15 protein-coding genes are annotated in these 21,697 nt (G+C 64.9%); 9 read left to right on the top strand and 6 right to left on the bottom strand.

All coding sequences use genetic code 11. From position 1 onward, the window contains the following. The first annotated feature begins 23 nt into the window (after positions 1 to 23). The 7 genes from ACZ1J6_RS13450 to gatB all read left to right on the top strand — a co-directional run bounded on the left by ACZ1J6_RS13450 (position 24) and on the right by gatB (position 6,077). Positions 24 to 674, top strand: a complete 651-nt coding sequence (locus ACZ1J6_RS13450) for a hypothetical protein (protein WP_431566944.1) — start codon at positions 24 to 26, stop codon at positions 672 to 674. 236 nt (positions 675 to 910) lie between these two features. Then, on the top strand, positions 911 to 1,117 hold the full coding sequence (gene rpsU / locus ACZ1J6_RS13445) for a 30S ribosomal protein S21 (protein ID WP_007688176.1): 207 nt from the start codon (positions 911 to 913) through the stop codon (positions 1,115 to 1,117). A 258-nt stretch (positions 1,118 to 1,375) separates the two neighbouring features. Beyond that, positions 1,376 to 1,945 (top strand): FKBP-type peptidyl-prolyl cis-trans isomerase, encoded by a 570-nt coding sequence (locus ACZ1J6_RS13440; RefSeq protein WP_314465875.1) that lies wholly within the window; start codon positions 1,376 to 1,378, stop codon positions 1,943 to 1,945. A gap of 11 nt (positions 1,946 to 1,956) precedes the next feature. Further along, on the top strand, positions 1,957 to 2,460 hold the full coding sequence (locus tag ACZ1J6_RS13435) for an FKBP-type peptidyl-prolyl cis-trans isomerase (protein WP_132263428.1): 504 nt from the start codon (positions 1,957 to 1,959) through the stop codon (positions 2,458 to 2,460). Between the two features lie 135 nt (positions 2,461 to 2,595). Further along, positions 2,596 to 2,898 carry an Asp-tRNA(Asn)/Glu-tRNA(Gln) amidotransferase subunit GatC gene (gene gatC / locus ACZ1J6_RS13430; RefSeq protein ID WP_134093159.1) on the top strand — a complete coding sequence of 101 codons (303 nt, stop codon included), beginning with the start codon at positions 2,596 to 2,598 and terminating at the stop codon, positions 2,896 to 2,898. Next, positions 2,898 to 4,397 (top strand): Asp-tRNA(Asn)/Glu-tRNA(Gln) amidotransferase subunit GatA, encoded by a 1,500-nt coding sequence (gatA, locus tag ACZ1J6_RS13425; RefSeq protein WP_431566943.1) that lies wholly within the window; start codon positions 2,898 to 2,900, stop codon positions 4,395 to 4,397. Before gatC ends, gatA begins: the two co-directional genes overlap by 1 nt. Positions 4,398 to 4,574: 177 nt before the next feature. Continuing rightward, the gene (gene gatB / locus ACZ1J6_RS13420; protein WP_431566942.1) at positions 4,575 to 6,077 is read left to right on the top strand and encodes an Asp-tRNA(Asn)/Glu-tRNA(Gln) amidotransferase subunit GatB; all 1,503 of its coding nucleotides are present in this window, start codon (positions 4,575 to 4,577) and stop codon (positions 6,075 to 6,077) included. A 180-nt stretch (positions 6,078 to 6,257) separates the two neighbouring features. Here the strand turns inward: gatB and ACZ1J6_RS13415 are convergent, their stop codons facing one another. From ACZ1J6_RS13415 to ACZ1J6_RS13405, 3 genes are all read right to left on the bottom strand, one after another. Next, complete coding sequence (locus ACZ1J6_RS13415; protein WP_132263421.1) at positions 6,258 to 6,560, bottom strand: hypothetical protein; 303 nt, start codon at positions 6,558 to 6,560, stop codon at positions 6,258 to 6,260. Positions 6,561 to 6,574: 14 nt separating this feature from the next. Further along, positions 6,575 to 9,490, bottom strand: a complete 2,916-nt coding sequence (locus ACZ1J6_RS13410; RefSeq protein WP_431566941.1) for a M16 family metallopeptidase — start codon at positions 9,488 to 9,490, stop codon at positions 6,575 to 6,577. A gap of 112 nt (positions 9,491 to 9,602) precedes the next feature. Then, positions 9,603 to 10,058 (bottom strand): nuclear transport factor 2 family protein, encoded by a 456-nt coding sequence (locus ACZ1J6_RS13405; RefSeq protein ID WP_134093155.1) that lies wholly within the window; start codon positions 10,056 to 10,058, stop codon positions 9,603 to 9,605. Positions 10,059 to 10,405: 347 nt separating this feature from the next. Here ACZ1J6_RS13405 and clpB point away from each other — a divergent pair, with 347 nt between their 5' ends. Then, positions 10,406 to 12,985 carry an ATP-dependent chaperone ClpB gene (clpB, locus tag ACZ1J6_RS13400; RefSeq protein WP_431566940.1) on the top strand — a complete coding sequence of 860 codons (2,580 nt, stop codon included), beginning with the start codon at positions 10,406 to 10,408 and terminating at the stop codon, positions 12,983 to 12,985. A 68-nt stretch (positions 12,986 to 13,053) separates the two neighbouring features. On the opposite strand, the gene ACZ1J6_RS13395 is transcribed toward clpB, so the two are convergent. From ACZ1J6_RS13395 to ACZ1J6_RS13385, 3 genes are all read right to left on the bottom strand, one after another. After that, complete coding sequence (locus ACZ1J6_RS13395; protein ID WP_431566939.1) at positions 13,054 to 14,025, bottom strand: 2OG-Fe(II) oxygenase; 972 nt, start codon at positions 14,023 to 14,025, stop codon at positions 13,054 to 13,056. A gap of 87 nt (positions 14,026 to 14,112) precedes the next feature. Next, the gene (locus tag ACZ1J6_RS13390; protein ID WP_431566938.1) at positions 14,113 to 17,304 is read right to left on the bottom strand and encodes a TonB-dependent receptor domain-containing protein; all 3,192 of its coding nucleotides are present in this window, start codon (positions 17,302 to 17,304) and stop codon (positions 14,113 to 14,115) included. Positions 17,305 to 17,680: 376 nt separating this feature from the next. Then, a complete protein-coding gene (locus ACZ1J6_RS13385) occupies positions 17,681 to 18,214 on the bottom strand; it encodes a hypothetical protein (protein WP_431566937.1) in 534 nt (177 codons plus the stop codon). A gap of 422 nt (positions 18,215 to 18,636) precedes the next feature. Here ACZ1J6_RS13385 and ACZ1J6_RS13380 point away from each other — a divergent pair, with 422 nt between their 5' ends. Continuing rightward, entirely contained in the window at positions 18,637 to 21,681 is a 3,045-nt protein-coding gene (locus tag ACZ1J6_RS13380; RefSeq protein WP_431566936.1) for a TonB-dependent receptor domain-containing protein, read from the top strand. The last annotated feature ends 16 nt before the right edge of the window (positions 21,682 to 21,697 follow it).

The following is a 21,697-nucleotide window of genomic DNA, read 5'->3' as shown; positions in this document are numbered from 1 at the left end:
CCACTCCGCAAGGAGACATAATAATGCAAATCTCATCGTCGACGAGCGCGCTGAGCGCTCTTTTCAATCCGCGTCAGGACATGGACGACAAGATCTCGACCGCGGTCGGCAATGGATCGATCAGCGATACGGACGCCTCGGCGCTCGAATCGGCCCTCGATTCGATCGACGACGCGCTCGGTACGAGCGGATCGGCCAGCCGGCTCGCGCCTTCGCAGATGAAGGATCGGATCGATTCGCTGATCTCCGACCAGGTGGAGAATGGCACGCTCAGCGAGGACCAGGCGAGCGCCTTGCAGTCGCTGTTCGCGCAAGGCCCGTCGCAAGGCGGCGATGCGGGCGCTGCGGGTGAAGGTGGCTCCGGCGGACCAGGCGGGCCGGGCGGCCCCGGTGGTCCCGGTGGCCCTCGCGGCGCGGGCGGTCCGCCTCCCGGCGGCGGGTCCGTCGAGGAAGCCGACGAAACCGACGAAACCGAGGCGACGGACGAAACGGATGAAACCGATTCGACCGACGATACCGAAGAGACCGACGAAGCCGACGCGACTCTCGCAGCCGTGCAGGCGTTTCTCGAGAACCTGAAGGCCCAACAGGCCGAGGGAACGACCTATACTGCTTCGGCGGCGACCTCGGCTGCGGTTTCCGCCGCGGGCCTGGTCGTGGATCAACTGGCCTGATCCTTTCTATCGGTGTATAAGTGCTCTCCATCGGGGCTTCAAAACCCGGTGGAGAGCGCATCCGGGCCAAGAAAACGGCCAAGGTTGCTTGCCTTCCGGTGCTGGCAGTGCTAGCGGCCCCCAACTTCGAGCCGACCCCGCCATGGGATTCGGTGCAAATTCGTGTTTTTCTTTCAGGGTACCTTCCGCGTCGGAATGCGGAATTCGTACTTTTGATTTGTGAGGTGTGTCGGTTTATGCAGATTCTCGTCCGCGACAATAACGTCGATCAGGCTCTTCGTGCGCTCAAGAAGAAGCTGCAGCGTGAAGGCGTCTACCGCGAGATGAAGCTGCGCCGTCACTACGAAAAGCCGTCGGAAAAGCGCGCTCGCGAAAAGGCCGCCGCTGTGCGTCGCGCCCGCAAGCTGGAGCGTAAGCGCATGGAGCGTGACGGCGCCAAGTAAGATCGGCGTCGGCCCCGCCCGGTGGGCGGGGTTGCGGCAGCGCATGGTTCCCGTTTCCGAGCGGGCCTCGCGCAAGGATGCCGCTACAGTCAGGATCGTGATGACACGATTGTGATTGGCACATCTTAAATTGCTCGGCTTGCGGCTTGAACGCCGCTCCGGCTTGAGCCATGAGGGCGCGGAAATTTCCATCCGCGCCCTTTGTGCATCTGCCGTGCAGGTGTTCCTGGCGGGCGAACCCGAACGAGGCCCTAGACCATGACTGAGATCACTCGCGTTCCGCTGCAGCCGATTGAAAAGGGCTCGCTGGGCAAGATCTGGCTCGGCGTCGCTGCAATCGCGCTGGCCGCGGGTGGTGTCGCCTATGCTGCCCTGCCGCCGCAGGTCCATGTCAAGACGCTGACCGCCGGCACCGGCGAATCGCCGACCGTGGCGGATGTGGTGCTCATCAACTACAAGGGCACGCTGCCTGACGGTAAGGTCTTCGACCAGGCCCAGCAGGTGCCGATGGCGCTCAACGAAGTGATCCCGGGCTTCTCCAAGGCGCTGGTGAAGATGCAGCGCGGCGGCAAGTACGACGTCGAGATTCCCGCGAAGCTTGCTTACGGCGACAAGGCCGTGGGCCAGATCCCGGCAAACACGGACCTGAACTTCGAGATCGAGCTGCTGGACTTCAAGAGCCGCGCCGAGATCGAACAGCAGCAGCGCCTGATGCAGCAGCTCCAGCAGATGCAGGGCGGCGGTGCTCCTGGCGCACCCGGCGCGGCCATCCCCGGCGGCGCCCTTCCGGGCGGTGCCGTGCCCGGCGCCGAAGGCCCGGCACGCTGATCGCGTCCTTCATGAACCGCAAGATCGGCTCTTCGCTTCTGGCGCTGGCTTTCGTCCTGCCTGCCGCGGCTCCGGCCGCCGCGCAGGAAAAGGCCGCGCCGGCTGTCGGCTCCACCGCTGCCGCGCCGGCCCGCAAGGTCGCCGTCACCACGCTGACCGCGGGGCAGGGCGAAAAGCCCACCCGTGAGGACTATGTGCTGGTGAGCTACAAGGGCATGCTCAAGGACGGCACCGTGTTCGACCAGAACGAGCAGATGCCGATGGCGGTTGGAAGCGTCGTGCCCGGCTTCGCCGACGGCCTCGTGCAGATGCAGCGCGGCGGCAGCTATCGCCTGGAGATCCCTTCGGAGCTGGCCTACGGCGCCGAGGGCGGCGGACCGATTCCGCCGAATTCGGATCTCGTCTTCGAAGTCACCTTGCTGGACTTCAAGACCCAGGCCGAGCTGGACGCGATGATCGCGGCACAACAAGGTCAAGGCCAGGAGCAGGCGCAACCGGGGCAATCCGGCCAGTAACGCGCCTGCCAATAGCACATCGGGGCGTGCTCCTCGCGGAGGCGTCCCTGCTTGAAGCAAATTCGGCCGGGTGCTAGCTGCCCGGACTGATCTCCCGGCGTGGTGCGCCATGCCGGTCAAACCTGAAGGAAAGCCATGTCGGTCGATACCGCAACCGTTGCGAAGATCGCCAGCCTTGCCCGCATCAAGGTGAGCGAGGCTGAAATCGAGGCGATGGTCCCCGAACTCAACGGCATTCTCGCCTGGGTGGAGCAACTCGGCGAAGTCGATACCTCGAACGTCGAGCCGATGACCGCCGTCATCCCCAACACGCTGCGCCTGCGCGACGACGTGATCGATGCCGATCCGCTGACCGGTGGCAACAAGCGCGATGCCGTTCTGGCCAATGCTCCCGCCGCCGAACACGGCTTCTTCGGCGTGCCCAAGGTGATCGAATAATGCCCGATACTTCAAACTCTCTTACGGAACTCGGCGTCGCGCAGATCCGCGACGGCGTTGCGAACGGCGATTTCTCCGCTGTCGAAGTGGCAGAAGCGTTCAACGCCAATGTCGCCGCCGCGCAGGAAGCGCTGAACGCCTTCATCATCGCCACGCCCGAAAAGGCGATCGAAGCCGCACAGGCCACCGATGCCAAGCGCGCGCGCGGCGAAGCGCTCGGCAAGATGGGCGGCGTGCCGATCGGCATGAAGGACCTGTTCGCGACTTTCGACGTGCAGACCACGGCCGCCAGCCACATGCTGGAAGGCTTCAAGCCGCAGTACGAATCGACCGTCTCGCAGAAGCTGTGGGACGCCGGCGCGGGCATGCTGGGCAAGCTCAACCTTGACCAGTTCGCCATGGGCTCGTCGAACGAGACCAGCTACTTCGGCAATGTGATCTCGCCGTGGAAGCGGAATGACGGCGGCAACGCCGCGCTGGCTCCGGGTGGTTCCTCGGGCGGTTCGTCGTCGGCTCTCGCCGCGCGTCTCTGCCCGGCGGCGACCGGCACGGATACCGGCGGCTCGATCCGCCAGCCTGCTGCGTTCACCGGCACCACCGGCATCAAGCCGACCTACGGCCGTTGCTCGCGCTGGGGCGTGGTCGCTTTCGCCAGTTCGCTCGACCAGGCAGGCCCGATGGCCCGCTCGGTGCAGGACTGCGCGATCATGCTCGAAGCCATGGCCGGTTTCGACGCCAAGGATTCGACCAGCCTCGACCTGCCGGTGCCGAACTGGGAAGCGGCGCTTTCCGGCGACATGAAGGGCAAGAAGGTCGGCATTCCCAAGGAATACCGCGTCGACGGCCTGGACGACGACGTGTCGAAGTCGTGGGACGACGGCATCGCCTGGTTGAAGGATGCGGGCGCGGAGATCGTCGAGATCTCGCTGCCGCACACCAAGTACGCGCTGCCGACATACTACATCATTGCGCCTGCCGAAGCCTCGTCCAACCTCGCGCGCTATGACGGCGTGCGTTATGGCCTTCGCGACCTCCCGGACGGTGCCAACCTTCAGGACATGTACGCCGCTACCCGCGCCGCCGGTTTCGGCCCCGAGGTGAAGCGCCGCATCCTGATCGGCACGTACGTGCTCTCGGCCGGCTTCTACGACGCCTACTACACGCAGGCCCAGAAGGTCCGCGCGCTAATCGCGCAGGACTTCGCGCATGCCTTCGAGCAGTGCGACGTGATCCTCGCGCCGACCGCGCCCTCGGCCGCTTTCGGCCTGGGCGAGAACGTCGACGATCCGCTGAAGATGTACCTCAACGACGTCTTCGCGGTCCCGGCCTCGCTCGCGGGTCTTCCGGCGATGTCGGTCCCGGCCGGCCTCAACCGTGAGGGTCTGCCGCTGGGTCTTCAGGTCATCGGCAAGGCTTTCGACGAACAGGGCGTGCTGAACGCCGGTCTCGCGCTTGAACAGCGCGCGCAGTTCGCGGCCAAGCCGGAGAAGTGGTGGTAGACTGGTTTACCCTTCTCGACCTGCTGGTAAGTCTCGGGGACCTTGTTCCCCGCAGCAAGCACAAGAGAGGGGACGACCGACCCGCTCGTCGGCGCAAGACGCCGGAGCGGGAAAGGAATGACGGGGAGGGGCAGCGGCACCTGCTGCTGCGTCGCCCCAGGAGTGGACCGAAACACGATGACTGAATCAACCTATCGCATCCAGGGCGCCACCGGTGACTGGGAGGTCGTGATCGGCCTCGAAGTCCACGCGCAGGTCACCTCGAACTCCAAGCTGTTCTCCGGCTCGGCGACGGCATTCGGTGCGGAGCCGAACAGCCAGGTCTCGCTGATCGACGCGGCGATGCCGGGCATGTTGCCGGTGCTGAACGGGGAATGCATCCGTCAGGCCGTGCGCACCGGCATGGCGATCGAGGCGCAGATCAACAAGTGGTCGCGCTTTGACCGCAAGAACTACTTCTACGCCGACCTTCCGCAGGGCTACCAGATCAGCCAGCTCTACCACCCGATCGTGGGTGAGGGCTCGCTGACCATCGACGCGGACGAGAAGGCAGGGATCCCGGCCGACAAGGTCATCGGCATCGAGCGCATCCACGTCGAACAGGACGCGGGCAAGCTGATGCATGACCAGCATCCGACGATGTCCTATGTCGACCTCAACCGTTCCGGCGTCGCGCTGATGGAAATCGTCAGCCGTCCGGACATGGCCTCCCCCGCCGAAGCCGGCGCCTACCTGTCGAAGCTGCGCACGATCCTGCGCTATGTCGGCTCGTGCGACGGCAACATGGACCAGGGCTCGATGCGCGCCGACGTCAACGTTTCGGTGCGCAAGCCCGGTGACGAACTCGGCACCCGTACCGAGACCAAGAACGTCAACTCCGTGCGCTTCGTCATGCAGGCGATCGAGCACGAGGCCAGCCGTCAGGTCGACGTGCTGGAAGCGGGCGGCAAGATCGTGCAGGAAACCCGCCTGTTCGACCCCACCACCGGCTCGACGCGTTCGATGCGCTCGAAGGAAGACGCGCACGACTATCGCTACTTCCCCGATCCGGACCTGCTGCCGCTGGAACTGGACGATGCCTTCCTGGAAGCATGCCGTGCCAGCCTGCCGGAACTGCCAGACGCCAAGCGCGCCCGCTATGAAGGCGAACTGGGGCTTTCCGCCTACAACGCCGCCGTGCTGACCGCCGACGTCGATACCTTCGCGTGGTTCGAGGCGCTGCTGGCCGAAACCGCTTCGGCGCAGGGCAAAGCGCCCGCCGAAGTGGCCAAGCAGGCGGCCAACTGGCTGATCTCCGAGTTCTTCGGCGCGCTCAACAAGCAGGGCAAGAGCCTTGAAGACTCGCCGATCAACCACGAGCAGGCGGCGGAACTGCTGGCGCTTGTCGGCAAGGGCACGATCTCGGGCTCGATCGCCAAGCAGGTGCTGGAAACGATGTTCGAGACCGGCGACAATGCCGGTGTCATCGTCGAGCGCGAGGGCCTGAAGCAGGAATCGGACACCGGCGCCATCGAGGCCAAGGTGGACGAGATCCTCGCCGCCAATGCCGACAAGGTCGCGCAGTACCGCGAAGGCAAGGTCGCGCTGTTCGGCTTCTTCGTCGGCCAGACGATGAAGGCCATGGCCGGCAAGGGCAACCCGCAGGTGGTGAACGAGATCCTCAAGGCCAAGCTGGGCTGATCTTGCGCCTGAACGAATAGAAAAAGCCCCGGAAAAGCAGAGCGCTTTTCCGGGGCTTTTTCGTTGTGCGGCGTGAGGTCCGCTCGGCAGTGACCCGGTTCGCCGGGGCCGGCCATTCCGGAAAACCCGGCGTCACGCCGGCGCGGGCGGCAGGTCTCATCCCGCCGCCGCACTCCCGGATCAGCTCGTTTTCGTGCCCTCCAGCGGCATGGTGCCGAAGAACCCGGCCTTGATCGTGCCGGTCAGCGCGGTTCCGTCGACCGTGGCCTTGCAGTCGAGGTCGATCGGCATGGGCGAAGTCATCTTCATCTTCCAGCTCAGCTGGTTGCCGCTGATGGTGCCGCCGCGCAGCTCCATCGTGCCGAGATCGCCCGTGATCTGGCCGGTGAAAGTGTCACCTTCGGGCACGATGGTCAGCGTGCCCTTCTGGTGGCCCATCGGGGTCTTGGTCGAGCATTCGTAAGTTCCGCCGAGCAGCGACATTCCATTTCTCTCCTTTATTCCTGGCCTTGAGGCGCGGCCGGGGCGGCGCGCACTTCCACGGGCAGGCCCAGGCCCTTGAGTTGCGGTTCCACCAGCTTGCGGTCGCCCACCACCACGAAGGTCAGGCCCTTGGGCTGGAGGTACTGGGTGGCGGCGGCACCGATCGCCTTGGCATCGATCGTGCGATAGCGCGCGGCGAGCCCGACGTAGTAGTCTTCGGGTCGGCCGAGGCGGTCATTCTTGCGGATCGCGGCCTGCACTGCCGCCCCGGTTTCGAACTGGTTGGGAAGCTGACGGATCGCGCCTTCGGTGACGCGCTGCAGTTCCTCGGCGGTCACCGGCTTGCTGCCCGGGAACGCGTCCATGTCGGCGATGATCGCCTTGATCGCCTCTCCCGTCTTGTCCGATTGGACCGGGGCCGAGACTTGTACCGAGCGCGGTCCGACAGGCTGTGCAACGCCGCTGCGCACGCCGTAACTCCAGCCCTTTTCCTCGCGCAGGTCCTTGTTGAGGCGCGAGAGGAAGCCGCCGCCCATCACGTCGTTGGCGAGCTGCAGTGCTTCGGTATCGGGCGTGCGGCCGGTCATCGGCAGCACGCGGCCCGCCATGATCACCGATTGCGGGGAGCCCGGACGGTCGATCAGGACGATGCGGTTGCCGCCTGCCGCCGGCACGGCGGCGCCGAGCGGCTTGACGGGCTTGGGCGCGGCCGGGGCCTGCCATTGCCCGAAGGCGCGTTCGAGCATCGGCTTCAGTTCGGCCATGGTCACATCGCCGACGACGGTGATGGTGGCGATATCGGGGCGAAGCCACTTGTCGCGCGCGGCCTTGAGCTGCGCCGGGGTCAACGCGGCCAGTGAGGCGGCATCGCCCAGGCCGTCACCCGGCTGGGCATAAGGATGCGTGCCGAAGAGTTCCGCCCCCAGCGAACGCGCGGCGAGAGCGTTCGGCGTGGAGAGCGCCTGTGCCAGCTCCGCTTCCGACTGCGCCTTGACACGGGCGACCTCGGAGGGGGCGAAGGCGGCGTCGCGGACGATCTGCGCGGTGAGATCAAGCGAAGGCGCCAGATTGGCGGACAGCGCCGAGAGCGTCACGCTGCTGGTATCGAGCGACCCGTCGATCGAGATGCTGGCGCCCAGTCGCTCCTGCGCTTCGGCGATCTGGGTGGCGTCGAGCTTGCTGGTGCCCTGGTCGAGCATGGCCAGCATCAGCCCCTGTGTGCCCGGCGTGTCGAGCGCATCGGCGGCATAGCCGGCGTCGAAGTCGAGCGTGAGGACCAGCTTTGGCACGGCCGTGCGGCGCGCGAGCGCGACCGGAATGCCGTTCGACAAGGTGGTGCGCTCGATGGCGGGGAAAGTCAGGGCGCCGATCTGGCCGAGGGGCGGCATATCGCGTTTGGGACCGGCGGCGAGGGTGGGGGTTTTCCCCTTGGGGGCGGCGCCCTTCGGGTTGGAGCCGGGCGCGGGGTTTTCCGCCTCGTCGCCCCAGCCGCCCATGGCATCGCCGCTTTCCTTGCGCTGGCCGGGCAGGACATCGAGCGCATAGACCGGGCGCGAGAGCCACTTGTTCATGGCCGCCTTGATCTCCGCCGGCGTCAGCGCGGCCATGCGGGCAAGGTCTTCCTTGTATTTTGCCGGATCGTCAGAATAGACTTGGCCCTCGGCCAGGGTCGCGCCCTTGCCGCTGAAGCCGCCGACGCGCTCCAGCCCGCCGATCTCGCCGGAGAGGGTGCTGACGACGGCGCGGCGCACTTCGTCTTCCGTCGGCCCGTCGCGCAAGTAGTCCGCCAGCACCTTGTCGAAAGCGGCATCGGCCTTGGCGCGGTCCACGCCGGGCTTCACGTCCATCGCCATGGTCAGGAAGCTGAGCTGCTGGAAGACCTGCGAATAGGCGGTGACCGCCACGGCCAGCTGCTGTCCGCGCACCAGTTCGTTGTCGAGCCGCGAACTGGCGAGGCCGCCGAGGATGTGCATGCCCATTTGCAGGGCGAGCGTCTCGCGGTCGTTGAGGCCGGGCGCGGTCCAGTTGCGGGTGAGGCGCAGGACCGGCACCTGATCGACGATCTCGCGCTTCACCGGTGCGCCCAGCGTCAGCGGTTCCGCGGTTACCGGCTTGATGTCCGGGCCGCGCGGGATGTCGCCGAACCACTTCTCCACTTTGGGCCGCGCGGTGGCGGCGTCGATGTCGCCCGAGAGCACGAGCACCACGTTGTTCGGGCCATAGTGATCGGTGAACCACTTGCGCACATCGGTGAGGGTGGCGGCGTCGAGATCGGCCATCGAGCCGATCGTCGAGTGGCGATAGGGGTGGCCGACGGGCAGCAGGCCTTCGCTCTGCGCATATTCGAACAGGCCGTAAGGCTGGTTGTCGCCCTGGCGCTTCTCGTTCTGGACGACGCCCCGCTGCTTGTCGAGCTTGTCCTGGGTCACCGCGGGCAGCAGGTGGCCCATGCGGTCGCTCTCCATGAACAGGGCCACGTCGAGCGCGCCGGTGGGCACGGTTTCCACGTAGTTGGTGCGATCGTACCAGGTCGAGCCGTTCGTGGGGGTGGAGCCTGCCGCTTCCAGCGGGATATCGAAGTCCGGCACGTTGGCCGAGCCGCCGAAGAACAAGTGCTCGTACAGGTGCGCGAAGCCGGTCTTGCCGCGCGGTTCGTTCTTGGAGCCGACCTTGTAATAGGCCGTCACGCCGACGATCGGGGCCTTGCGGTCGGTATGGACGATCGTGGTGAGGCCGTTGGCCAGCACGAACTTCTCGTAGGGAATGTCCACTTTGGCCACGAGTTCGGCCGGGGAGGCGGGGGCCGGACCCGCCTTGTCGGCAGGCGCGGCAGGCGCCGCGGCGAGGTCCGCTGTCGGGGCGCTGGCGCAGGCGGAGAGGAGCAGAGCGGCGGCGAGCGCGATGGCGCTGGAACGAGGAGCAAGTCGCATGGCCGAAGGTCTAGCACGTTGTTCGGCAAGGGCCAGCGGCAATGGTGCGGCGCCGGGATCGGCGGAACGCCGTCGCCCTGGATCCAGTCCGGGACGACGGATCCCTGATCCCTCAGCCCCGCTTGAAGATCTGCCCCGAATCGAAGCGGGTGATCCGCCATTCGCCGTCCGGATCGCGGCGGCATTCCATCGTCACGTCGGCAACGGCCAGCGGATCGCAATACTTGTCGAAGGGGCCGTCGCCCAGCGCGGCGAAGAAGACCAGGAGGTAGCCGACTTTCGCCTGGTCGGCGCCGTCGAACGAGACGCGCAGCGAGGTGATGATGTGGCGCATGGTCATCAGGCCCGCGCCCGCGCGCATGGCCTCGGCCCGGCCCTTGTAGAAGGCTTCCACTTCTGCCAGCCCTTCACGCCAGGCGCCGCCGACGTTGTAGGAGACGTCTTCGGCCAGCACGTCGGTCTTGCGCATTTCGAGGCCGTTGTGAATGTCCAGTTCGTCGCCCCATTCGTAGACGACCTGCTTGATCGCAAGCACGTCCGCTGCCTGCTGGGGAGTGAATTTCGCCACGTCTGATGCCTCTTCCCGTTGTTTTTCCGGTCTGGTTGGCGAAGGCTAGGCAAGGCGGCGTGCGGCGCCAAGCGAATGCGGCCCGATCGCCGCGTTCAACGCCCGGGCGACGTTTGGAAGCGGCCTGACCGAAAACCCGCGGAAAATCCTGCCCGATCTCAGGTGATTTTGGGGTGGCATTCGGCGCTGTGGTTCCCATCTTGTAGCCAGCCGGTTCCGGCTCTTGAGAATCCACGCTTTCTTCCCATCTGCGGCCGGAAATGACCGCGGCGCGAAAAATGTCACGGCATGCCTTGTGTTGTAAATATGCAACACTATATGGTCGAGATCAGGAGGCAATTCATACCATGAATCTCGAAAAATTCACTGACCGGGCCAAGGGGTTCCTTCAGGCGGCGCAGACCGTTGCGATCCGCATGAACCACCAGCGCATCAGCCCCGACCATGTCCTCAAGGCCCTTCTCGAGGATAGCGAGGGCATGGCGTCCGGTCTCATCCAGCGCGCGGGCGGCAACCCGGCCTTCGCCGTGCAGGAAGTTGACAAGGCGCTGGGCAAGATTCCCACCGTCTCGGGCAGCGGCGCGCAAGGCGCGCCTGGCCTGGACAATGACGCGGTGCGCGTGCTCGATCAGGCTGAGCAGCTCGCCGCCAAGTCCGGCGACAGCTTCGTCACCGTGGAGCGCATGTTGCTGGCGCTGGCGCTTGCCACCACCACTTCGGCCGGGCAGGCGCTCAAGGCCGCCAACCTCACGCCCCAGGCACTGGAGGCGGCGATTTCCGAGCTGCGCGGCGGCCGCAATGCCGACAGCGCCTCGGCCGAGAACGCTTACGACGCGATGAAGAAATACGCGCGCGACCTCACCCAGGCCGCGCGGGACGGCAAGCTCGATCCGGTGATCGGCCGCGACGAGGAAATCCGCCGCACCGTGCAGATCCTCGCCCGTCGCACCAAGAACAACCCCGTCCTCATCGGCGATCCCGGCGTCGGCAAGACCGCCATCGCCGAGGGCCTGGCGCTGCGCATCGCCAATGGCGACGTGCCCGACAGTCTCAAGGACCGCAGCCTCATGGCGCTCGACATGGGCTCGCTGATCGCGGGCGCCAAGTATCGGGGCGAGTTCGAGGAGCGGTTGAAGGCCGTGCTCGACGAAGTGAAGGGCGCGGACGGGCAGATCATCCTGTTCATCGACGAGATGCACACGCTGATCGGCGCGGGCGCTTCCGAAGGCTCGATGGACGCGGGCAATCTGCTCAAGCCTGCGCTGGCACGCGGCGAACTGCACTGCATCGGCGCGACCACGCTCGACGAATACCAGAAGTACGTCGAGAAGGACGCCGCCTTGCAGCGCCGCTTCCAGCCGGTCTTCGTGGGCGAGCCGACGGTCGAGGACACCATCTCGATCCTGCGCGGGCTCAAGGAAAAGTACGAGCTGCACCACGGCGTGCGCATCACCGATGCGGCGCTGGTGGCCGCGGCGACGCTTTCCAACCGCTACATCACCAACCGCTTCCTGCCGGACAAGGCGATCGACCTCATGGACGAGGCCGCCAGCCGCATCCGCATGGAAGTGGAAAGCAAGCCCGAGGAGATCGAGAAGCTCGACCGCCGGATCATCCAGCTCAAAATCGAGGAAATGGCCCTCGCCAAGGAGACCGACGAGGCTTCCCGGGACCGCCTCGTCGCTCTGCGCGAGGAATTGGCCAATCTGGAGCAGCAGTCGAGCGAACTGACCACCCGCTGGCAGAACGAACGCGACAAGATCGCCGCCGAGGGCAGGATCAAGGAGCAGCTCGACGCCGCGCGCAGCGAACTCGATCAGGCCCAGCGGCTTGGCGATCTCGCCAAGGCGGGCGAGCTGTCCTACGGCACGATCCCCTCGCTGGAGCGCAAGCTGACCGAAGCGCAGGCCCAGGCGGGCAACGCTCTTTTGCGTGAAGAGGTCACGGAGGACGACATCGCCGGTGTCGTCAGCCGCTGGACGGGCGTGCCGGTGGACAAGATGCTGGAAGGCGAGCGCGAGAAGCTCCTCAAGATGGAGGAGATGATCGGCGCGCGCGTGATCGGCCAGAAGGACGCGGTTTCCGCGGTGTCCAAGGCGGTGCGGCGTGCCCGCGCCGGGCTTCAGGATCCGAACCGGCCGCTCGGCTCGTTCCTGTTCCTCGGCCCCACGGGCGTCGGCAAGACCGAACTGACCAAGGCACTGGCCGGCTTCCTGTTCGACGACGACAGCGCGATGGTGCGCATCGACATGTCGGAGTTCATGGAAAAGCACGCGGTTTCCCGCCTGATCGGCGCGCCTCCGGGCTATGTCGGTTACGATGAAGGCGGCGTGCTGACCGAAGCCGTGCGGCGCCGGCCCTATCAGGTCGTGCTGTTCGACGAAGTCGAGAAGGCGCATCCGGACGTGTTCAACGTGCTGCTGCAAGTGCTCGACGATGGCCGCCTGACTGACGGACAGGGCAGGGTGGTGGACTTCACCAACACCCTTATCATCCTGACCAGCAACCTCGGCAGCCAGTACCTGACCCAGCTCGACGAGGATCAGGATGTGGACAGCGTGGAGCCGCAAGTGATGGAAGTGGTGCGCGGGCATTTCCGGCCCGAGTTCCTCAACCGCCTGGACGAAATCGTGCTGTTCCACCGCCTTGGCCAGGAACACATGGGCCCGATCGTCGATATCCAGGTCGCGCGCGTGCAGAAGCTGCTCAAGGACCGCAAGATCACGCTGGACCTCACCGAGGCCGCCAAGCGCTGGCTCGGTCGGGTAGGCTATGATCCCGTCTACGGCGCGCGGCCGCTGAAGCGCGCGGTGCAGCGCTACTTGCAGGACCCGCTGGCGGAGAAGCTGCTCGCCGGCGAAGTCCCCGACGGCTCGCATTTGCGGATCGACGATGGCGACGGCGCACTGGCGATCGTGGTGGAGTGATCGCGACCGTCCCGAACGGAAAAAGGCCTCGGCATTGCCGGGGCCTTTTTTTGTCATGGCGTCGCCGCTCAGCCCTGGTCCCACACGTCGAAGGGCTGCGCCCGGATCCAGCGCGTGGCGGCCCACTTGGCGCCTTGGCGGACCGGCGCGCCGGCATGACGGCTGCGGGGGTCCGGCGAACCGTCGGGGAGTGTATTGTCGAAGGCGACCATGTCGCCGCCGCCGCCCGCAACCGAGAGGTTCTGCTCGGGAAAGCAGGTTTCGCCCCCGAGATAGCCGGTGTTGAGATAGAGCAGCGCCGTCACCTTACGCTGGTTGGTGACGTGCGGCAGAGTATCCATGTGAGCGCGGTATTCCTGCCCGGGCGCATAGTGCAGCACGTTGAGCGGTTCGCCCTGTTCCACGCGCGTGCCGGTGGCCGCGGCCAGCCGCCGCATGATGGCCTGGAGCGGCAGGGACTCGCGGGTCGGACCGACCACGGCAGCAGATGACGTGCGGATCGGATGCGGTATGGCGCGGCCGGTGCGGGGATCCGCGACGATCGAGGGTGCCAGCAGGTCGCGCACGGACATGGCGAGATGCGCGCATTCCTCGGGTGTCACGAACTGCCGCCAGCGCCTGACCTGATAGCCCCGGCCCAGCCGTTCGGGTTCGGGCAGAGCGAGGGGATAGCCGTCCGCGTCGATCTCCATCCGCCCGAGCAGGTCCAGGTCTTGCGCGGCGGTGCCGCCGTAGCGCTCCGCGGTGTCCCGCAGGATGGCCGTGGCGCCTGCCCAGTCCTGAGGGGCGCCGGTACCGTTGGCGGTGAGAGCGGCCTCCATCAGCGCGGCATCCTCGCTGCCGGCGGACGTGGCCGCACGCAGCAGACGGCGCGCTTCGCCGAGGTCGCGAGGCAGGGGACTACCGATCAGCCGCCACCGCGCGAGCATGGCGAGACACTCGGCGTCCCCCCGAGCGCCGGCCTCCTGCGCGATCGCCACGGCGTCCTGCTGCCGCCCGCTGTCCAGCGCATTGCGGGCACGTTCACTGGCTTGAGTCATGACGCCTTTCTTGAACGCTCGAACGACCAAAGAAAAGGGGCGGCAGGATAACCCGCCGCCCCCGAAGAGTGGTTATGAACGAAAAGATCAGAACTTGGCAGTGATGCCGGTGTAGAAGTAGCGACCCATGTTCGGGTAGACGCCCGAGCCCTCGCCGATACCGGTCAGGCCGTACGGAGGCATCTTGTTGAACACGTTGTCGACGCCGAGGTAGAACGAATAGTTGTCGTCGATGTCGTAAGCGGCGCGGATGTCGTGGTAGAACACATCCGGATACTTCTTGATCGGCGCATAGTCTTCGTTCTGCGGCGGCAGGCCGTTCAGCGAATTGTAGTCCTCATAAGTGTTGAGGTACATGCCGCCGATCCAGCGCATCTGGTAGCCCAGCTTGAGCGCGCCGGTCTGGAACGATGCGTTCATGGTCACTGCGTCCGACGGATAGCTCAGTTCGTCGATCAGGCGATCCTTGAAAGTCGGATCGCTTGGGTCGGTGAACTGGTCCATCTTCAGATAGTGGGTCCAGTAAGCCGTCAGTGATACACGACCAAAGTCAAATGAGTGGTCATAGTTGACCTGCGTGTCGATGCCGCGCCACTTGAGCTTTGCATAGTTCAGCGAGCTTTGCAGCAGCGAACCTTCGAGGATTTGATTCGCCTGTTCGCCGTTAGGACCACCATTAGCGCCGGCGCGCTGGAACAGCGGGCAGAACGAGTTGTCGAGGCTCGTCGAATCGTAGCACAGGTTTGCAATGTCCTGCGCGTCGACGGAGGCGATCACGTTGTCGACGGTCATGTCCCAGAAGTCGACTGAAATCGACAGGCCCGGAACCCAGCGCGGCTGGATGAGAGCGCCGACAGTGAACGAATCCGAAGTCTCCGAACGAAGGTCGGGGTTGCCGCCGCTAATGATTTCCAGCGATTGCGCGTAGTTGAAGTCGTATCCGACCGGTACGCCGGCCGCGCGGCAGTTCGCTTCGCGATTGGCTGAACCCGCCGCGATGTTACGCTCGGAGCAAGGGTCAGTGAAGCCCGGTGCGAAATTCTGACCGGCAGCTGAGTAAAGTTCGACCAAGTTCGGTGCGCGAACCGAGCGAGCGTAAGTGCCTCGGAAGGTCAGATCCTGGACGGGGCTCCAGATGGCTTCACCACCATAGGCCCAGACCGTTCCGGCCGAACCCTTGTAGTCCGACACGCGGGCATTGCCGCGCAGGCTCAGGGTTTCGAAGAAAGGCTTGTCGTTGAGGATCGGCAGCAGGATTTCGCCGTAGGCTTCCTTCACTTCGAAGGCGGGTGCCGAGAACGACGGGATGGCGTTGTAGAACGCGTATCCGGCCTGCGTCACTTCGTCGAGATCGTAGCGAACCGTTTCACGGCGATATTCACCGCCGACCGAGAAGGCCACAGGGCCGCCCGGAAGGTTGAGGAACTCGCTGGTGTCGCCCGAGACATAGCCCATGACGTCGAACTGGCGCATCTTGCCGGTGGCGAGGCTGTTGGTGAGGATGTAATCCTTCGCCGCCTGGCTGACCGAACCCTGGCCGAACGGATTGAGCGGAACGCAGGCCGCGACGTCGCCGGCCAGCAGGTTCAGCGGATCGCCGATGCCGGACACCGAGCGAGCGGCAGCGGGGTTGACCTGCGAGCGGCAGACGATGTTGCCGTTGGCGTCCGTGGTGGAGTCAAGTGCCAGCAGGTAGCGCTGGACGTTGACGTTGCCGCGGATCAGGTTGCGTTCCTTGTGCTCGCCGTAGTTGACGGAAAGTTCGTACTTCCAGTCGTCGTTGAAGTCACCGCGCAGACCGCCGACGATGCGGAAGGTCTCGCGACGGATTTCTTCGTCACGGTTGCCGAAGTCGGCCCAGTTGCGACGCAGGTTGAAGCCGAAGGTGCCGTTGGCAATGGCGGCCTGCTGGGCTGCAAGCTTCTGGGCGGCGCTGGTGGTGACGTTGCCGTCATCGTCCACCGTGTCGGTGAAGGCAGCACCCGTGTTCGCGTTCACGGTAGAGGCCGCGAAGGTGTTGGTCAGCAGCTGGCGGGCGTCAGCGTTCAGGTAGGGGTTGTCGAGGCGGACGCGTTCGCGCGTGTCGCCGCCGAGCGTGGTGCCCTGCGAGAAGAACGGGCCGCTCTGCGAGCCGCGGGCATCGGTGCGGCTGTACTTCGCTTCGAAGAACGGCACGAGAGCCGGAGTGATCTCGTAGTGGCCGGTCAGGTTGACGGTATACCGCTTCAGGTCAGGCGAAAGTGCCATGAGCCGGCCTTCGCGGTTGCTGGAGCCGTTGCCACCCTGGAAGCTGCCGTTCGGGCCGATGCCGATGCGTTCGCCGGTCTGCGGGACCAGCGTGCCGTCGGGCTGGAACTGATAGTTGCAGGTGAAGGCCGAACCATTGGTGCCGCTTCCGCAAAGACCGGCGCTCGGGTTGCCGTATGCCGCGACCATGCCGCCCAGCGAGATCGTGGCCGAACGGATGTCGTTGTAGAACGTACGGTCGAACACGCCGTCCGAACCGTTCGGCGTGCCGGCGGGATCGGTGTCGGTAACCACGAAACCGTGGTTGTTGCGCAGGCCGGGGCGGCCGGAAGCGTAGAAGTCGTCCGAGTGCGAGTATTCACCGGCGAGGGTGATGTTACCGCGGCCTTCGGAGAAGTTCTTGCCGGCGACGAACGACACGAACTGCTTGCCGCCGTCCTTGTAGTTCGAGATGCCGTTCTGGGCACGAACGCTGAGGCCGTCGTAATCTTCCTTGAGGATGAAGTTCACGACGCCGGCGATAGCGTCCGAACCGTAAACGGCGGAGGCGCCGCCGGTCACCACGTCCACGCGCTCGATCAGGTCGGCCGGGATCGTGTTGACGTCCACCGAAACGGCGTTGACCAGAACGTCGCTGCCGACGTGACGACGGCCGTTGACGAGCACGAGCGTGCGCGAGGTGCCCAGGCCGCGAAGGTCAAGCAGGTTGAGGCCGCGGGTGCCGAGGAAGCGCGTCGAGTTCGCCTGGCTGAAGTTGCTGCGCAGCTGCGGCAGTTCGTTCAGCTGGTCGCCCACCGAGAGGTTGCCGCTGCTGAACACCTGCTCGCCGGTCAGGATGGCGACCGGGTTGGCCGATTCCAGATTCGGCGTCGAAATGCGCGAACCGGTGACGACGATGGCGGGGGCGCTGGCCGAGTCGTCGGCGTCGGCTGCGGCCTGGTCTTGCGCGTATGCGCTCGTGGCGAAGGCCAGAGCGAATACGGGCAGGCTGGCTGCGCTACGCAGCGCCGCCTTCTTCAGAGAGTTTTGCACGTTGTTGTGTCCCTTGTTGCTTTCGTGCGCACAGCTGGAAGCGTGACCAGACCCGCCGTGCACCCGGATGCAGCAATCTTCGTGCGTGGACGCGGAAGATTGCCATGAGGGATTTCTCGCGCCGAGGGCGTTCGCTTTCAATCGTAAACGCCGCCCTCGGCCGAATTGCAGCTACGGTTGTGACAAACCTGCAACAGCAAAACTCCGCATTTTCAGGGAGATTTCCGTCAATAACTCAGAGTAGTTGTGATCGGATTGTCACAAAAATCTAATGTCTAGGCAATATCGAGACGAAATATGTCGTGCGCGACCCATGATGACGAATTTAGTTGCTCGCGGCTTTTTTGCGCCGATCGTCATGGCCGTGAAGCAAACGTCACTTCACGCGGCGCATTTTGATCGGTCTTTGACCATTCACCGAGACGGTGAACGTTCCAAGCACGCCGCGTGCTATTTCTGCTTTGTTGCCGATCTTGGGGGAAAGCACGAACTCGCGCGTGTCGTTCTGCTCCCAGGTGCTGCCGTCCTCGAAATCGATCAGCCAGCCCGCACCGGTCCTTCTTACGCCGGCGACGGTCGTCGAGACTGCCTTCAACTCCTCGGCCGCATCTTCATTGCCTCCAAAGCCCATGAGTTTCGCGACCGGCGTTGCAAAACCGAACAGGCCGCGCTTGGCGGTTTCGACAGCCTTCTTGTCGGCGATGACGATTTCGTGCCGGCTGGTAGCCTGGTCGAGCGCGGCAACTTGTTTGTCGTAGCAGGCCAGGCGCGCGGCGGCGTCGGCGATTTCACGGCAGGCGACGAGTTGCCGGTAGGGTTCGGGTTGATCGGTGGGGTTCTTGTCGGCGGCCAGCGCCGCCTGGGAAGCCAGCAGCGCCATGGCCGCCGCTGACAGATATGCCTTGTTCAATGCCCGTTCCCTTCGCTGCCGGATATCTCCGGTTTGGTAGCAAGCCAGACCGTGCGGCAGCAAGCGAACTGATCGAGCCGCAGAATGTGGGGTCTTCTGCTGTGCTTTCGCAGCATTACCGCTCTCGATGGACGCGTCCGTGAAATGATGTTGCGGCAATGTCACGACATGGAACAGAAATTTGCGGACTGAGCTGAACGGGATTCGCTGTAAAACCCGCTCGTCTAATTCGCCTTTGTTGCGGATTTGTCACAAGGATCCGCGAATGTTGCGGGGAACCGTCAAAGCCCTTTGAGCAAGTCCTGCTTTGCGTAATGAAAGCCTATCTTCCGCCGCGCGAAATATCCTTACAGGGGGGTCGCGTGTCGGAAAATTCAAGGGGCGGCGTCACACCGTGCCTTAGAAAAAAGGGACACACACACGTGAACAAGCAAACTCTCACCGCGCTGAAGGCTGGCGCAGCACCTCTGGTGCTCGGCTTCGCCCTGCTCAGCAGCGGCGCCCAGGCGCAGGACGCGGCCGACGACACCGCCAGCGGTCCGGCGATCGTCGTTACCGGCAGCCGCATCGTCGCACCGAACCAGGCTTCGATCGCGCCGATCACCACCGTGACGTCGCAGGACATCCAGCTGCAGGGCACGACCCGCACGGAAGACCTGCTGAACTCGCTGCCGCAGGTTGTTGCCGGCCAGAGCTCGGGCCTCGCCAACGGCGCCACCGGCACCGCCACGGTCGACCTTCGCGGCCTCGGCCCGTCGCGTACGCTCGTGCTGATCAACGGTCGCCGTCTGATGACCGGTGACCCGAACAGCACCACTTCGGCGGCTGACCTTAACTTCATCCCGGCTGCGCTGGTGAAGCGCGTCGACGTGCTGACCGGCGGTGCTTCGGCGACGTACGGCGCGGACGCCGTTGCCGGCGTCGTCAACTTCGTGATGGATACCGAGTTCGAAGGCTTCAAGATCGACGCCAACTACGGTCTCTACACCCACAAGAACAAGAACGGCTTCATCGGCGACCTGCTCGATGCCAAGGCGGGCGATCCGGCTTATGCCTACCCGCGCGGCAGCAATGCCGACGGTGGCCAGTACGACCTGACCGCGGCCTTCGGCACCAGCTTCGACGACGGCCGTGGCCACGCCACTGCCTATGTCGGCTATCGCCGTGCCACCCCGGTTCTTCAGCGCAAGCGCGACTACTCGTCGTGCTCGATCGGCACGAACGCTGCCGGAACCTTCGCTTGCGGCGGTTCGGCAACGGCTGCACCGGGCAACGTCCTGTACTACGATCCGGCCAACACCAGCTCGTCGACGATCGGTGCTCTTGGCGCCGGCACGATCACGCAGGGCGGCCAGAACATCTACAACTTCGCGCCGCTGAACTATTATCAGCGTCCGGACGAACGTTACACGGCCGGCGTCTTCGCCGACTACGAAATCAACACCGCGATCCATCCCTACATGGAATTCATGTTCATGGATGACCGCACCGTCGCGCAGATCGCGCCGTCGGGCGATTTCGGCAACACGCTGACCATCAACTGCGACAACCCGCTGATGTCGGCCGCCCAGCGCGCCGAAATCTGCCAGCCGAGCAACCTGATCAACGGCTTCCTCGGCAACTTCCCGCTGGCAGCTGGTGCGAACTACAACACCAACCCCGGCGCCGCTCCGGTCAACTTCACCGATCCCACGACCGGTGCGACCTACAACAAGGCGTTCATGCAGCTTCTGCGTCGTAACGTCGAAGGCGGCGCTCGCCAGAGCGATCTCCAGCACACCTCGTTCCGTACCGTCATCGGTTCGCGCGGCGAGCTGGGCAAGGCCTGGTCCTACGACGCCTACTACCAGTATGGCCGCACCAACTATACGCAGGTCTACTCGAACGAGTTCTCGGCTGCCCGCCTTGCCAACGCGCTCGACGTTGTCCAGACGGCGAATGGCCCGGCTTGCCGCGTCACGGTTACCGGCCAGGACCCGAACTGCTCGCCCTATGACGTGTTCAGCGGCAACATCTCGCAGGCTTCGCTCGACTATCTGACGGCGACCGGCTTCATGAAGGGCCAGACCTCGCAGCAGGTGGCAAGCGCCAGCTTCACCGGCATGCTCGGCGAATACGGCATCAAGTCGCCGTGGTCGTCGGACGGCGTCAACGTGGCGCTTGGTGTGGAATACCGCCGCGACTCGCTGGAACTGCGGACCGACAACGCCTTCACCACCGGCGATCTCACCGGTCAGGGCGCTCCGACGCTCGACACCGACGGCGCCTACAAGGTCACCGAGTTCTTCGGCGAAATCGATATTCCGATCGTCCAGGACAGCTTCATCCAGAGCCTGTCGTTCAATGGCGGCTATCGCTACTCGCACTACAGCATCTCGAACGGCCGTACCTTCAACACCAACACCTACAAGCTGGGTGTCGATCTTGCCCCGGTCTCGGACATCCGTCTGCGCGCCGGCTACAACCGCGCCGTCCGCGTGCCGAACATCCAGGAACTGTTCGCTCCGCAGATCGTCGCGCTTGACGGCACGACCGATCCTTGCGCCGGTCAGGACGTGCTCACGCCCGTCTGCGCCGCACAGGGCGTCAGCGGTGGTACCTCGCTTAACCCGGCCGGCCAGTACAACGGCCTGATCGGTGGCAACCCCGACCTCAATCCGGAAAAGTCGACCACCAAGACCCTTGGCGTCGTTCTTCAGCCGCGTTGGGTTCCGGGTCTGACCGCCAGCGTCGACTGGTTCGACATCAAGGTGAAGCAGGCCATCCAGCAGTACGGCGCGGACGCGATCCTCGCGGCCTGCGGCTCGGGCACTACCGAAGCGTGCGACCTGGTCAACCGCGACCCCTCGGGCTCGCTGTGGCTGACCTCGGGCGGCTACGTGGTCGACATCTACCACAACGTCGGCGGCGTGAAGACGCGCGGCTTCGAGTTCAACGGCAACTACTCGACCGAGATCGGCAATGCCGGCCGCGTGTCGCTTAGCTTCGTGGGCACCTGGCTGAACAACTACATCGTCGATAACGGTCTGACCGAGTCGTACAACTGCGCCGGCTACTACGGCCCGACTTGCGGCACTCCGCTGCCCAAGTGGCGCCACAAGGCCCGCGTGAGCTACACCATGTCGAACGGCGTCGGCCTTTCGCTGCAGTGGCGCCACCTGTCGTCGGCCACGGTTGAGTTCTCCAACCCGTCGTCGTCGCTGATCACGTCGGCCTCGCGTGCGCTTCGCAATCAGAACTCGCTTGACGACAAGCTGAAGGCGATGGACTACTTCGACCTGACGCTGACCGCCGACCTCGGCAAGAACCTGACCTGGCGTCTGGGTGCGACCAACCTGCTGGACAAGGATCCGCCGCTGGTCACCTCGAACGCTTGCGCCAGCGTCGTCTGCAACGGCAACGCCTATCCGGGTACGTACGACGTTCTGGGTCGCTACGTGTTCACGGGCATCAGCATGAACTTCTAATCGTTCCCACGAACGG

It is taken from the genome of Novosphingobium sp. BL-S-21 (assembly GCF_055521655.1).
The sequence above is the reverse complement of the archived record's forward strand: the minus strand, read 5'-3'. Positions and strand labels throughout refer to the sequence as shown.